We start from the raw sequence: 14,306 nt of genomic DNA on the forward strand, positions 1-14,306 counted from the left end.
GCCTCTTCAGACGAGTCTCGGAAACGGATCGGTGGGAAGCTGGGCGAGCGCAGCAGCTGGAAGCGCATCGGCCTCGATCAATGCAGCGGCCTTGGCCAGATCGCCGGCCATGTAGCGATCGGCGCCCAGTGCGGGCACCTGCTCGCGCAATGCGGCAATGACGGCGATCAGCGGCGCACTGGTTGCATGCGGCGCGCGCAGCGTGATGCCTTGGGCAGCGACCAGAAGCTCGATGCCGAGGATGGCGGCGAGATTGTCGGCCATGTCGGACAGGCGCCGCGCGGCATGCGCGGCCATCGAGACATGGTCTTCCTGGTTGGCGCTGGTCGGCGTCGAGTCGATCGAGCAGGCGAGCGCGCGCTGCTTGTTCTCGGCATAGAGTGCGGCCGCCGTCACCTCGGCGATCATGAAGCCGGAATTGATGCCGGGATCGGGGGTGAGGAACGGCGGCAGTCCGAAATTGAGCGCGGGGTCGACCAGCGTCGCGATGCGCCGCTCGCTGATCGCGCCGATTTCCGACAGCGCCAGCGCGATGGCATCTGCGGCAAACGCCACCGGCTCGGCGTGGAAATTGCCGCCGGAGACGATCTCCCCGGTCTCGACCAGCACCAGCGGGTTATCGGTGACGGCATTGGCCTCCACGATCAGCGTGCGCGCGGCCTGCGTGATCAGATCGAGTGCGGCACCGGCAACCTGTGGCTGGCAGCGCAGGCAATAGGGATCCTGCACACGCTCGTCGCCTTCCAGGTGAGAGAGGCGGATGTCGCTGCCGTCGAGCAGCGCGGTCAGCGTCGCGGCCGCCGCGATCTGGCCGGCATGGCCGCGCAGCGCCTGAATTTCAGGGCGGAACGGTGCCGTCGAGGCCATCGCCGCATCCACCGACAGTGCACCGGTCACCAGTGCGGCGCGGGCGAGGCGATATGCACGCAGCACGCCCGAGAGCGCGTAGGCGGTCGAGAATTGCGTGCCGTTGATCAGCGCGAGGCCTTCCTTGGGCCCAAGGGTCAGCGGCGTGAGGCCGGCGGCCGCGAGTGCCTCGCTGCCGGACACGATCTTGCCATCGATGATCGCCTGCCCTTGGCCGATCATCACGGCCGTCATATGCGCAAGCGGTGCCAGATCGCCGGAGGCGCCGACCGAGCCCTGCTGCGGCACCAGCGGATAGACGCCACGGGCCAGCATGTCCTGCAACTGCTCGATCACCGCGCGGCGCACGCCGGAAGCGCCGCGGCCGAGCGAGACGATCTTCAGCGCCATCATCAGGCGGACGATGGGCTCCGGCGTCGGCTGGCCGACGCCGCAGCAATGCGAGACGATCAGGTTGCGCTGAAGCAGCGCGGTCTGGTCCGGCGGAATGCGCTTCGATGCGAGCTTCCCGAAGCCGGTGTTGATGCCGTAGACGGGGACGTCGGCCTGCGCGGCCTGCGCAACGATCAGCGCAGCCGTATCGACACGCGGCCAGAACGAAGGATCGAGCACGACGGGGGCGCTTTCGAGCACGCGCGCGAGATCGTCGAGGCTCACTGTTCCCGGCTTGACGACGATCGCCGTCTCCTGCTCCGTCACTGCCCCCTCCATACCCGCTTGTGCAGCGGATTGAAGCCGATGCGGTAGACCAGCTCGGCCGGCCGCTCGATCTCCCAGATGGCGAGGTCGCACCATTTGCCGGTTTCCAGTGTGCCGATCTCGTTCAGCAGGCCGAGCGCCCGCGCGCCTTCACGGGTAACGCCGGCGAGGCACTCGGCCACATTCATCCGGAACAATGTCGCGCCCATGTTCATCGCGAGCAGCAGCGAGGTCAGTGGCGAGCTGCCGGGATTGCAGTCGGTCGCCAGCGCCATGGCAACGTTATGCTTGCGGAACGTCTCGACCGGCGGCTTCTGCGTCTCGCGAATGAAGTAGAACGCGCCAGGCAGCAGCACGGCGACAGTGCCGGCCCTCGCCATGGCGGCGGCACCGGCTTCATCTGTATGCTCGAGATGATCGGCCGAGAGCGCCGAGAATTTCGCGGCAAGCGCGGCGCCGCCGAGATTCGAGAGCTGGTCGGCATGGAGCTTGACCGGCAGTCCAAGTCCCCTCGCCGTTTCGAACACCCGCGCGGTCTGCTCGGCGGAGAATGCGATGCCCTCCATGAAGGCATCGACGGCATCGGCGAGGCCCGCTTTTGCGACCGCCGGCAGCATCTCCTTGCAGACGAGATCGATGTAACCATCCTTGTCGCCACCCGCCTCGACCGGCAGCGCATGCGCGCCCAAGAACGACGTGCGGATCGTAACCGGCCGCTCACGGCCGAGGCTGCGCGCAGCCGCGAGCTGGCGCATCTCGGTTTCTGTGTCGAGGCCGTAGCCGGACTTGATCTCGACCGTGGTGGCGCCCTCGCCGATCAGCGCGTCGAGCCGCGGCAGCGCGCCTGCGACGAGCTCGGCTTCGCTGGCCTTGCGCGTTGCCGCCACGGTCGAGACGATACCGCCGCCGGCGCGCGCGATCTCCTCGTAGCTCGCCCCTTTCAGGCGCAGCTCGAATTCATGCGCGCGGTTGCCGCCATAGACCAGATGGGTATGGCAGTCGACGAGACCAGGCGTGATCCAGCGCCCCTTGCAATCGATCCGCTCGATAGCGTCTGCATCGGCGGGAAAATCCGCTTTCGCGCCCGCATAGGCGATGCGACCGCCGCGTGCGGCGATGAGACCATGCTCGATCTCGCCAAGATCGGGACGATCGACCCGCATCGTCGCGAGGCGGGCATTGTGCCAGATCCGGTCGAAGCGCTCTGCCATGCGGGTATCCATTCGCCGTGGGGATGCTTGACTTATATGTCTAGACATATAATCGTAAGGCGGTTCTGTCCAGCCGGCGTGTAGATCATGACCCGACTGCATTTCGCTTCCGCGCTCCTGCCTTCCGGCTGGGCCAATGACGTGCAAGTGGTGATCGCCGCCGGCGCGATCGCCGCGGTGACGCCGGGCGTGGCGCCGTCCGCCGGCGACGAGCGCCATGCTATCGCGCTTCCCGGACTTGCGAGCCTGCACAGCCACGCCTTCCAGCGCGGCATGGCAGGCCTTGCCGAATTGCGCGGCGATTCCACCGACACGTTCTGGACCTGGCGCGAGACGATGTATCGCTTTGCGCTGGCGACGACGCCCGACGACGTCGCGGCTGTGGCGACGCTGCTCTATGTCGAGATGCTCGAGCAGGGTTTTACCCGCGTCGGCGAATTCCACTATCTGCACCACGACCGCGACGGCTCGCCCTACGCTGACCCCGCCGAGATGGCCACGCGGATTGCACAGGCGGCCGAAGCCTCGGGCATTGCGCTGACGTTGTTGCCGACTTTCTATGCGCATGGCTCGTTTGGAGGCGCAGCGCCGCATGCCGGGCAGCGCCGCTTCATCTGCTCGGTCGATCAGTTCGCCGCATTGATGACGGCCTCGCGCCAGGCGATCAGCGCCTTGCCCGGCGCCAATATCGGCATCGCTCCGCACAGTTTGCGCGCGGTCACGCCGGACGAGCTCGCCGCGATCCTTCCGCTCGCCGAGGGCGGGCCGGTGCACATCCATGCCGCCGAGCAGGTGAAGGAGGTCGAGGATTGCCTCGCCTGGTCGGGCCGGCGTCCGGTGCAATGGCTGCTGGAGTATGCGCCCGTAAATCAACGCTGGTGCCTCATTCACGCGACCCACATGACGAGTGAGGAAGTGACGGCGTTCGCCAAGACGGGCGCGGTCGCCGGCCTTTGCCCGATCACGGAGGCGAGCCTCGGCGATGGCATTTTTCCGGCGCGAGAGTTCCTCGAGACCGGCGGCCTTTTCGGCGTCGGCACCGATTCCAACGTGTTGATCGGCGCCGCTGACGAATTGCGCCAGCTCGAACACGGCCAGCGGCTCAAGCACCGCCAGCGCAACGTTCTCTCCGGCGGCGCCGGCCGCTCCACGGGACGCTCGCTGTTCGACGCGGCGCTCGCCGGCGGCGCGCGGGCGCTGGCGCAGCCGACGGTCGGCCTCACACTCGGCGCGCGCGCCGACATCATCACGCTCGACACGGCGCATCCATCGCTGGCGGGACGCGCGCAGGATGCCGTCATCAACGGCTGGATTTTTTCTGCCGGCGGCGCCGCCATCGATTGCGTCTGGGCCGGGGGCAACAAGGTGGTCGAGCGCGGTCAGCATGGATTGCGCCAAGCCGCACGCGAGCGCTTCAACGCATCGATGCGGAGGCTCGTTGCATGAGCCTCGTCACCGATGCCGACAAGCCGACGCTCTACAAGCGCATCCGCGCCGACATCGAGAAGCGGATCCTGACCGGCGAGTGGCCGCCCGGGCATCGCATTCCCTTCGAGCACGAGCTGGTCGCGCGCTACGGCTGCTCGCGCATGACCGTGAACAAGGCGCTGTCTGAGCTGGCGCAGGCCGATCTGATCGAGCGGCGGCGCCGCGCCGGCTCGTTCGTGCGCCGGCCGCAGCATCAGTCGGCCGTGCTCAAGATCGCTGACATCCGCGCCGAGATCACGGCGCTCGGGCGCTCTTACGGCTACGAGCTGATCGGCCGCAAGCTGCGCGCGGCGACGGCCGCCGACCGCGACCGGCTCGGCGTGAAGAAGGCCAACAAGGTGGTCGCGATCACCTGCCGGCACAGCGCCGACAAGGTCCCGTTCGCGGTCGAGGACAGGCTGATCGATCTCTCGTCCGTTCCTGACGCCGCAACCGCGGATTTCTCGCGCGAGCCGCCCGGCTCCTGGCTGCTTCACCATGTCCCATGGACCGAGGCCGAGCACACGATCAGCGCCATCGTCGCGGACGACCGCGCGGCGGAAGCGCTCGCGATCGCCGTCGGCGCCCCCTGTCTCGTGATCGACCGCTATACTTGGCGCAGCGCACGCACGATCACCGCCGTGCGCCTGCTCTATCCCGGTGACTCTCACCGCCTTGTCGCGCGATTCAAGGGAGGCTGAGAGGATATGTCGGCACAAATCGTGCAACGCTTCGCGGAACCGCCCATATGGGCCGGCAGAGATCAACAGGACGTCAAACCATCGATCGGCAAGAGGACGATAATCATGCGTAATTCGACAGTATTTGCGACAATCATTGCTCTCGCGGCCTCCACTCCGGCGCTCGCCCAGGACGTCAAGGTCGGCATCGGCATTTCCGGATGGACCGGCTTCGCGCCGCTGACGCTGGCGAAGGAAGCCGGCATCTTCAAGAAAAACGGCCTCGACGTCACCATCAAGAAGATCCCGCAGAAGGACCGCCATCTCGCCATCGCCTCCGGCGACATCCAGTGTGCGGCGACCACGGTCGAGACCTGGATCTCCTGGAACGCCAACGGCGTCGCCACCAAGCAGATCTTCCAGCTCGACAAGAGCTACGGCGCCGACGGCATGGCCGTGCGCAACGACATCGCCGCGATCAAGGACCTGAAAGGCAAGACCGTCGCCGCCTCCGCGCCGGGCACCTCGCCCTACTTTGCACTGGCCTGGATGCTGAAGAAGAACGGCCTCACCACCAAGGACGTGACCGTGGTGAACCTCGAGCCGGCGGCGGCCGCGCAGGCCTTCGTCTCCGGCCAGAACGATGCAGCGATGACTTATGAGCCATACTTGTCGACCGTGCGTGCCGCGCCGGACAAGGGCAAGATCATCGCCACCACGCTGGACTATCCGATGGTCATGGACACGTTCGGCTGCACGCCGAAGTTCCTCACCGACAATCCCAAGGCCGCCAAGGCGCTCGCCGACAGCTATTTCGAGGCGCTCGAGATGATCGCCAAGGACCAGGCCAAGTCCTACGAGATCATGGGCGCCGACGTGAAGCAGACCGCCGAGCAGTTCGGCAACTCGGCGAAATACCTGCGCTGGCAGGACAAGGCGGCGAACCAGAAGTTCTTCGCCGGCGACTTCCTGACCTTCAACAAGGAGGCCGCCGAGCTCCTGCTCGAGATCGGCATCATCAAGGCCGTGCCGAAGGTCGAGGACCTCTACGACGCGAGCTTCATCAAGTAACGTTCTCCAAGCTGCCGGTTCCGCCTCAGGCGGAGCCGGCGCACCATTCGGATACAGTTTGATGCGTCCCCTGGATCCCGTGACATCGAAGCAACGTGCGGCATATGGCCTGGCGTTCTTCGTGCTGTTCGTCGCCCTCTGGTCATGGGCGACGTTTGGCGGGCATGTGTCGAAGACTTTCCTCGCCAATCCGCTCACCATGGCGCAGGAAGGCCTCGAGCTGCTCACCAAGCACGGCTTCCTGTTCGACATCGGCATGACGATCTGGCGCGTCGTCGGCGGCTTTGCGCTCGCGGCGGTCATTGCGGTGCCACTCGGCGTGCTGATGGGCGCCTACAAGCCGGTCGAAGCCTTCCTCGAACCCTTCGTCTCATTTGCACGCTATTTGCCCGCCTCGGCCTTCATCCCGCTGCTGATCCTGTGGGCCGGCATCGGCGAGCTGCAGAAGCTGCTCGTCATCTTCATCGGTTCGGTGTTCCAGGTGATCCTGATGGTCGCGGTGACGGTCGGCGCCACGCGGCGCGATCTGGTCGAGGCCGCCTATACGCTTGGCGCCAGCGACCGCGGGATCATCCGCCGGGTGCTGCTGCCTTCCTCCGCGCCGGAGATCGCAGAGATCCTGCGGCTGGTGCTGGGCTGGGCCTGGACCTACGTCATCGTCGCCGAGCTGATCGGCTCGTCCTCGGGCATCGGTCATATGATCACCGACAGCCAGGCGCTGCTCAACACCGGCCAGATCATCTTCGGCATCATCGTGATCGGCTTGATCGGCCTGATCTCGGACTTCCTGTTCAAGGCGTTCAATGCCTGGCTGTTTCCCTGGAAGCTCGCATGACCATTCTTAAGGTTGAGCAGGTCTCGCGCACCTTCCCCGCGCGTCACGGCAACGCGCCGACCAGGGCGCTGGAGCCGACCGATCTCACCATCGGCAACAACGACTTCGTCACCATCCTCGGTCCCTCCGGCTGCGGCAAGTCCACGCTGCTGCGCATCGTCGCCGGCCTCGACCGTCCGACCGGCGGCCGTGTCACGCTCGACGGACGCGAGGTGACCGGCCCGGGCGCCGATCGCGGCATGGTGTTCCAGTCCTACACGCTGTTTCCCTGGCTGACGGTGCGCGAGAACATCGCCTTCGGCCTGCGCGAGCGCGGCGTGTCCGAGGCGGAGCGACACAAGATCGCCGATGCCTTCATCCGCCAGGTCGGGCTGTCCGGCTTCGAAAACCATTGGCCCAAGCAGCTCTCCGGCGGCATGCAGCAGCGCACCGCGATCGCACGCGCGCTCGCCAACGATCCGAAGATCCTGCTGCTCGACGAACCGTTCGGCGCGCTCGACAACCAGACCCGCGCCTTGATGCAGGAGATGCTGCTCGGGATCTGGGAACGCGACCAGAAGACCGTGCTGTTCGTGACCCACGATATCGAGGAAGCGATCTTCCTCGGCAGCCGCGTCATCGTCATGAGCGCACGCCCCGGCCGCATCAAGGCCGAAATCAATGTGGACCTGCCGCATCCGCGCTCCTACAAGATCAAGACCACGCCGGAATTCGTCCAGCTGAAGGAACGGCTGGTCGAGGAGATCCGCACCGAGGCGCTGAAGGTTGCCGAACATGCCTGACGCTCGCGCCGACGGCCATCGCGTTCTCGCCGACCTCCATGCACTGCGCGCCTTCGGCGCCTACAAGACCGGCGTGCACAAGCCGACCTTCTCCGAGCCGCACAAGCTGTCGCTGGAGTGGCTCGTCCAGAAGCTGCCCGAGGCCGAGCTCTCCGCGACGATCGACGGCATCGGCAATGTGTTCGGGACGAGCTCGAAGCCCGGGCCGAAGCTGCTGGCGGGCTCGCACCTGGAAAGCCAGAACTATGCCGGCTGGCTCGACGGCCCGCTCGGCGTCGTCTATGCGCTCGAAGCGGCGCGCGTGCTCAATGCCGACGCTTCGGTGAACGGCGCGGTGGAAGTTGCCGCCTGGTGCGACGAGGAGGGACATTTTGGTCATTTCCTCGGCTCGCGCTCCTATGTCGGACAGGTGACCGAGGCCGACATCGACGCCGCGCGCGACCGCACCAGCGGCCGCAGCATGCGCGATGCCCTTGCCGACATGGGGCTGGCGGGGCGTCCGCGCATCACCGCCGAGCCGGGACGGCACGTCGGTTATCTCGAGGCGCATATCGAGCAGGGCGACACGCTCGAAAGCGGGCGCCTGGCGATCGGCGTCGTGACGTCCATCGTCGGCATCTGGCAGTACCAGATCAACTTTGCCGGCGAGCAGAACCATGCCGGCACCACGCGCATGGCGGTGCGCAAGGATGCGGGCCTGGCGCTGGCCAAGTTCTGCGTGGCGATCGACGAGCGTTTCCCCGCCGCCTGCGGCCCGCGCACGGTCTGGACCACCGGCCGCATCACGCTCGATCCGGGCGCACCGAGCATCATTCCCGGTGGCGCGGAGATGTTGTTCCAGATCCGCGACGACGACCCGTTTGTCATCGCGCGGCTGGAGCAACTGCTGCGGACCATGGCGGACGAAGCCAGCGCAAATGGCCCCTGCACCGTTACGGTGACGAAGCTGCGCACCGGCGCACCCGCGATGATGAACGCGGGCTTTCAGGACGCGATCGAGGCCGCGAGCAAGGCCGTCGCCGGCGGCCGTTCCATCCGGATGCCGAGCGGGGCCGGCCACGATGCGCAGATGCTGGCGACCGTCATGCCCGCCGGCATGCTGTTCGTGCCGTCGATCGGCGGCATCAGCCATCACTGGACCGAGAACACGGCGGATGCCGACATCGTGACGGGCGCAGAGGTGTTCGTCGAGGCGTGCCGGCGGATCCTCGGGGGCTAGGTCGAGGCATGCAGCCGTTGAGCGCCTGCCACGACCATTCGAGCAGGGCTCTGCCATAAAGCCGCGGCAATCCTCGGGCCTGTCGACCGTCTCCTCCCCTGCTTCCCGGAGTTCCCATGTCTTCTGCCGACCGGCCGGCGACCCGCCTCGCCACCCGGCTTGCCTTCCTCGTTGCGGGCTTCGGCATCGCGTGCTGGGCACCCCTGGTGCCGTTCGCGAAGGCGCGGCTCGCGGTCGATGACGGCGTTCTCGGGCTGCTACTGCTCAGCCTCGGCATCGGCTCAGTGATCGCGATGCTGCTGACCGGCGTGCTCAGCGCGCGCTATGGCAGCAAACCGATTATCATCGCGGGCGGACTTGGTCTCACGTTGGTGCTGCCATTGCTGGCCATCGCGGCGTCGCCCGCGACGCTCGCGCTGGCGCTGTTCGTCTTCGGGGCCGCACTCGGCTCCATTGACGTCGCCATGAATATCCACGCCGTGGAAGTGGAGCGCGCCGCGCGACGCCCGCTGATGTCCGGCTTCCACGCCCTGTTCAGCATCGGCGGCTTCGCCGGTTCCGCGCTGATGACGGCGCTGCTCTCTCTGCAGCTCGGCGCGCTCGCCTCGACGTTGATCTGCTCCGTGCTGATGCTGATCGCGATGCTCGTGACCTGGCCGCGCCTGCTTCGATCGGTGCAGGTGCAGGAAGGCCCATTGTTCGTGCTGCCGCATGGATCGGTGCTGCTGCTGGCGCTGCTCGGCGCCATCACCTTCCTGGTCGAAGGCGCGATGCTCGATTGGGGCGCGCTGCTCGTGATCGGCGCCGGGCTCGTCAGCGAGGCCCAAGGCGGCATCGGCTACATCGTGTTCTCGATCGCGATGACGATCGGCCGGCTTAGCGGCGACGCCATCGTTGCGCGCATCGGAGACCGCACGACATTGCTGTGGGGCAGCCTCATCGCGATCGCCGGCTTCGTGGTGCTGCTCACCGCGCCCGTGGCGGCGGTCGCCATCGCCGGATTCCTGCTGATCGGGCTCGGCGCCTCGAACCTCGTGCCCGTGCTATTCCGCCGGGCGGCGCAACAAAAGGTGATGCCCACGGGACTTGCGGTCGCGGCGATCACGACGGCCGGCTATGCAGGCGTCCTGCTGGGCCCTGCCGGCGTCGGCTTCGTCGCACAGCTCGGCGGACTGCCGCTGGCATTCTGGCTGCTCGCCGCCTTGATGGGTCTCGTCACGTTGACCGCCCGGACCGTCACCGCGGAGCAGCGCCGGACCTTGCATGTCGATGCGTGACCGGACTCGCGTCGGCTTTGACCGATGAGGAGGTGGACCGCCACAGCCGGCGAGCCACCTTCTTCAGGCTCTAGCCTCCGACTGCCGCAGCTCGCCGCGGCAGCTTCCAGCCCGGCCGGATGAAGTGGCAGGTATAGCCGTCAGGATAACGTTCGAGATAATCCTGATGCTCGGGCTCGGCCTCCCAGAACTCGCGCGCGGGCGCGACCTCGGTCACCACCTTGCCGGGCCACAGGCCGGACGCCTCGACGTCGGCGATGGTGTCTTCGGCAATCCGCTTCTGCTCCTCGCTGGTGTAGAAGATCGCCGACCGATAGCTCGTGCCGATATCGTTGCCCTGACGGTTGAGCGTGGTCGGATCATGGATCTGGAAGAAGAACTCCAGCATGGTCCGGAAGCTGGTCCTGGCCGGATCGAACACGATCTCGATCGCTTCGGCATGGCCTTCGTGATTGCGGTAGGTGGCGTTCTTGACGTGCCCACCGGTGTAACCGACGCGGGTGGAGATCACGCCCGGCTGCTTGCGGATCAGATCCTGCATGCCCCAGAAGCAGCCGCCGGCCAAAACTGCGCGTTCCGTCGTCATGTGATGTGCTCCCAATGATCGCTCAACAGCTTGTCCATCATATAGGCTTTCGGCCGCCCGGCCGAAAGCCGCGCGTTGACGCCCACGCGGTGGCCTGGACCGGATGGACCGGAAGCAGGCGCGCGCCCTAGACCAGCTTGGCGTCGAGCGTGATGGCGGCGTTGAGCACCTTGGACACCGGGCAGTTCTTCTCGGCCTCGCCGGCGAGCCGGGCGAAGCCGGCATCGTCGAGACCAGGCACTTTCGCCCGCAGAGTCAGCGCGGATTTGCTGATCTTGAAGCCCTTGCCCTCGGGCTCGAGCGTGACGGCGGCTTCGGTCGAGAGCTCGTCCGGCGTGAAACCCGCCATCTGCAGGCCGAAGGCGAGCGCCATGGTGAAGCAGCCGGCATGGGCCGCGGCGATCAACTCTTCGGGATTGGTGCCCTTCTCGTTCTCGAAGCGGGTCTTGAATGAATAGGGCGTCCCGGCAAGCACGCCGGATTCGCTCGACAGATGGCCTGTGCCATCGCGACCAGTGCCCTTCCAGACTGCTGTTGCCTTGCGGATCATCTAAAGGTCTCCTTGTTTGCCTAAACCGGATCGAACGCGCGGATCGGCGGTAGATTGCCGGTGAACTTCTCCACCTCGACGGTCGTCAACTGGCCGGTGCAGCCCTGCGCCAGGGACGAGGTGCCGACGTCGCGGGTCAGCACGTTCGGATTGCCGTGAACGCAGAGCGCCGCCTCGTCTTCCGGATCCATCGGATCGTACCACGCGCCGGTCGGCAGCTGAACCACGCCTGATACGATGCCGTCGGTGACGCGGACCGCGGCAAGGCACGCGCCGCGCTCGTTGAACAGGCGGATGATGTCACCGTCCTTGATGCCGCGCGCCTGTGCATCGACCGGATTCATGCGCGCGACCTCGCGGCCGCGATGCTTCGAGCCAAGCGAATGACCGCCGAAATCGAGCTGGCTGTGCAGGCGCGTCACCGGCTGGTTGGCGACGAGGAAGCACGGTGCCCCCGGCTTGGGAACATCGGTCTTGTCGAGCCAGACCGGATGTCCGGGACAATCCGCATCACCGTGCCCCGCGATCTTGGCCGAGTAGATCTCGATGCGTCCGCTCGGCGTCGGCAAGGCATGATTGTCGGGATCCTCGCGAAAGCGGCGTAGCCGGCCGCCGTCATCGGGCTGCTGCGGCACGACCAGGCTGCCGCGCGCCCAGAATTCTTCGAAGCTCGGCGCTTCGAGGCCGCGCTTGGCAAGCGATGCGCGGGTCGGCTCGTAGAGATGCTCCAGCCATTGCCGCGACGTGCGCCCTTCGGTGAACGGCTCGCGCGCCCCAAGACGCTCGGCGAGATCGGCGAAGATATCGTAATCGTCACGCGCGAGCCCGAACGGCTCGGCGATCCGGTGCATCGCGACCATCAGGGGATCGTTGGTGGAATAGCCGATGTCCTCGCGCTCCAGCGTCATCGTCGCGGGCAGCACGATATCGGCGTGGCGGGCGGTGGCGGTCCAGGCGAGTTCGTGCACGACCAGCGTGTCCACCTTCGCGAAGGCCTTGCGCAGGCGGTTGATGTCCTGATGGTGATGGAAGGGATTGCCGCCCGCCCAGTAGACCAGACGAATATCCGGATAGGTGCGCGTCTTGCCGTTGTAGCGATACGTGGTGCCGGGATTGAGCAGCATGTCGGCGATGCGCGCCACCGGAATGAAATCGGCAACGCCGTTGCGGCCCTGCCCCAGCGTCGGTCCCGGCACGTCGTTGACGCGGCGGCCGTAATAGCCGATCGCACCCAGCGAATAGGCATAGCCGCCGCCGGGAAGGCCGATCTGGCCGAGGGCCGCCGCCAGCACCATGCCCATCCACACCGGCTGCTCGCCATGCTCGGCGCGCTGCAGCGAATGGGAGACGGTGACGAGCGCGCGCTTTCCGGCGAGACGCCGCGCCAGCTTGCGGATCGCATCCGCACTGACGCCTGAGATCGCGGCGGCCCATTCGGCGTGCTTGGCTTGCCCGTCGCTCTCACCGTTGAGATAGCGCAGGAAGATTGCCCAGCCCTCGGTGTAGCGGTCGAGGAAGGCCTGGTCGTGCAGCTTCTCACTGACCAGCGTATGGACGATGCCGAGCATCAGGGCGGTGTCGGTGCCGGGCACGCAACTCATCCATTCGGCGCCGGCCTCGACCGGCAGATCGTCGCGCAGCGGGCTGACCAGGATGAACTCGCAGCCGCGCGCCCGCGCCGCCGCCATGGCGCCGCGCTCGACATGCTTGCTGATCGAGCCGCCGGCCACCATGGAGTTCTTCAGCGCCATGCCGCCGAACGCCAGCACGATGTCGGTCTCGGCCGCGATCTGCTCCCAGGTGACGTTGCGCTTGGTGATGTCCTCGTAGCCGGCCAGGATCTGCGGCAGCAGCATCGAGGACGCACCGGACGAATAGGTGTTGACCGAGCGCACATAGCCGCCCAACGCGATATTGAGGAAGCGATGCACCTGGCTCTGGGCGTGATGGAAGCGCCCGGCACTCGACCAGCCATAGGAGCCGCCGAACACGGCGCCGGGTCCGCGGGTGTCGCGAATGCGGCCAAGCTCGTCGCCGAGAAGATCCAGCGCCTTCTCCCAGCTGACGGAGACGAACTCGTCGCGGCCGCGGCGATCGTCGGGGCCCGGCCCGCGCTCGAGCCAGCCGCGGCGGATTGCCGGCTGGGCGATGCGCGCCTGGTGGCGGAGCGCGCCGGGAAAATTGTCGATGATGCCGTTCGGATCGGGATCGCCCGCATAGGCCCTGACCTCCAGCCCAGCCGCGCCCTGACGCGCGGAGAACACGCCCCAATGTGAGGTGTGCGGCTTGAAGCCGTCCGACAGGTCAAGACCGGGGTCGGGGAAGCCAATCGTATCGTCCATCTCTGATCCTTGTTCCGGCGGCGTCGGCAGGGGTGGTAATATACCGATCCGCTCCGGACGTGGTCGAGATCAGGGTTGACGGGAACGCTGACCTGCCCCGCGCAAAGCCAGCCTCAAGGCCGTTGACACTCCCGAGCGTCGTCGAGCGCGTCATGTCGCTCGTTTTCGCGCCGACGCTGCATCATCCACGTGCGCAGCAATCGACCAGCAGATTCCAGATCCGCTGCGTCTCTTCTCTCTTGTTCGCCTCCGGCACGTTCTCCGCGCTCGACCGATCGAACGCGGCGATGGTGTGGGGTTGGCGAGGCACGATCCACCGCTCCGAAATCGGGTCGTACCATTTGCCGATATTCTCAGTCACGTCGGTCGACTCACAGGTTGACAGGCTCGGGCGATGCACCCCGCTCGGTCCTCGTTGGAGCCCGTGTGGCGCCGCCCGATTCACCAATCAGGAGATCGCATGTTCGTTCCCAGCCCGCCGGCGTCAGCCCGGCCGGGCCGGATGCAGCGTGCGCGGGTGCCGCTCGTGCAGCAATCGCGCCAGCTCCTCACGCTCGGTGTCGCGGCCCTTCATCGCGGTCTCGAACAGTGCCTCCTGGATGTCGCGAGGCATGTCGCCCCATACGTCCATCGCCGCACGTCCGAGAAGGCCCACAAAATGATCCACTCCATCGCTCATTCGGCTCTCCCGATCTGCACACGGGAATGGAACAGCGGCGG

13 protein-coding genes are annotated in these 14,306 nt (G+C 66.6%); 7 read left to right on the forward strand and 6 right to left on the reverse strand.

Features of this window, described 5'->3' with window-relative positions:
* Positions 1-6: 6 nt before the first annotated feature.
* Positions 7-1,566, reverse strand: coding sequence for a histidine ammonia-lyase (gene hutH / locus I6F16_RS17775; protein WP_225173895.1), 1,560 nt, complete (start codon positions 1,564-1,566; stop codon positions 7-9).
* Positions 1,563-2,777 (reverse strand): imidazolonepropionase, encoded by a 1,215-nt coding sequence (hutI, locus tag I6F16_RS17780; RefSeq protein WP_225173896.1) that lies wholly within the window; start codon positions 2,775-2,777, stop codon positions 1,563-1,565. Before hutI ends, hutH begins: the two co-directional genes overlap by 4 nt.
* An 87-nt stretch (positions 2,778-2,864) precedes the next feature.
* Between hutI and I6F16_RS17785 the strand changes: the two genes are divergently transcribed.
* The 7 genes from I6F16_RS17785 (at position 2,865) to I6F16_RS17815 (ending at position 10,108) form a co-directional block, all read left to right on the forward strand.
* On the forward strand, positions 2,865-4,223 hold the full coding sequence (locus tag I6F16_RS17785) for a formimidoylglutamate deiminase (RefSeq protein ID WP_225173897.1): 1,359 nt from the start codon (positions 2,865-2,867) through the stop codon (positions 4,221-4,223).
* Positions 4,220-4,945 (forward strand): histidine utilization repressor, encoded by a 726-nt coding sequence (hutC, locus tag I6F16_RS17790; protein WP_225173898.1) that lies wholly within the window; start codon positions 4,220-4,222, stop codon positions 4,943-4,945. Before I6F16_RS17785 ends, hutC begins: the two co-directional genes overlap by 4 nt.
* Before the next feature lie 105 nt (positions 4,946-5,050).
* Entirely contained in the window at positions 5,051-5,995 is a 945-nt protein-coding gene (locus I6F16_RS17795; RefSeq protein WP_225114631.1) for an ABC transporter substrate-binding protein, read from the forward strand.
* A gap of 61 nt (positions 5,996-6,056) precedes the next feature.
* A complete protein-coding gene (locus I6F16_RS17800; protein ID WP_225173899.1) occupies positions 6,057-6,830 on the forward strand; it encodes an ABC transporter permease in 774 nt (257 codons plus the stop codon).
* Complete coding sequence (locus I6F16_RS17805; protein ID WP_192893118.1) at positions 6,827-7,612, forward strand: ABC transporter ATP-binding protein; 786 nt, start codon at positions 6,827-6,829, stop codon at positions 7,610-7,612. The genes I6F16_RS17800 and I6F16_RS17805 overlap by 4 nt, the downstream gene beginning before the upstream one ends.
* The gene (locus tag I6F16_RS17810; RefSeq protein WP_225114628.1) at positions 7,605-8,831 is read left to right on the forward strand and encodes a Zn-dependent hydrolase; all 1,227 of its coding nucleotides are present in this window, start codon (positions 7,605-7,607) and stop codon (positions 8,829-8,831) included. Before I6F16_RS17805 ends, I6F16_RS17810 begins: the two co-directional genes overlap by 8 nt.
* Before the next feature lie 116 nt (positions 8,832-8,947).
* On the forward strand, positions 8,948-10,108 hold the full coding sequence (locus I6F16_RS17815; protein WP_225114627.1) for an MFS transporter: 1,161 nt from the start codon (positions 8,948-8,950) through the stop codon (positions 10,106-10,108).
* 70 nt (positions 10,109-10,178) lie between these two features.
* Here I6F16_RS17815 and msrA read toward each other — a convergent pair whose 3' ends face one another.
* The 4 genes from msrA to I6F16_RS17835 form a co-directional block, all read right to left on the reverse strand.
* Positions 10,179-10,694, reverse strand: a complete 516-nt coding sequence (gene msrA, locus I6F16_RS17820) for a peptide-methionine (S)-S-oxide reductase MsrA (RefSeq protein ID WP_036008049.1) — start codon at positions 10,692-10,694, stop codon at positions 10,179-10,181.
* A 127-nt stretch (positions 10,695-10,821) separates the two neighbouring features.
* Complete coding sequence (locus I6F16_RS17825) at positions 10,822-11,244, reverse strand: OsmC family protein (protein ID WP_036029314.1); 423 nt, start codon at positions 11,242-11,244, stop codon at positions 10,822-10,824.
* 20 nt (positions 11,245-11,264) lie between these two features.
* Positions 11,265-13,586, reverse strand: coding sequence for a molybdopterin guanine dinucleotide-containing S/N-oxide reductase (locus tag I6F16_RS17830; protein WP_225114626.1), 2,322 nt, complete (start codon positions 13,584-13,586; stop codon positions 11,265-11,267).
* 484 nt (positions 13,587-14,070) lie between these two features.
* The gene (locus I6F16_RS17835) at positions 14,071-14,265 is read right to left on the reverse strand and encodes a hypothetical protein (protein WP_036029310.1); all 195 of its coding nucleotides are present in this window, start codon (positions 14,263-14,265) and stop codon (positions 14,071-14,073) included.
* Positions 14,266-14,306: the final 41 nt, after the last annotated feature.

Source organism: Bradyrhizobium sp. IC4060 (genome assembly GCF_020193715.1).
Classification (GTDB): Bacteria; Pseudomonadota; Alphaproteobacteria; order Rhizobiales; family Xanthobacteraceae; genus Bradyrhizobium; species Bradyrhizobium yuanmingense.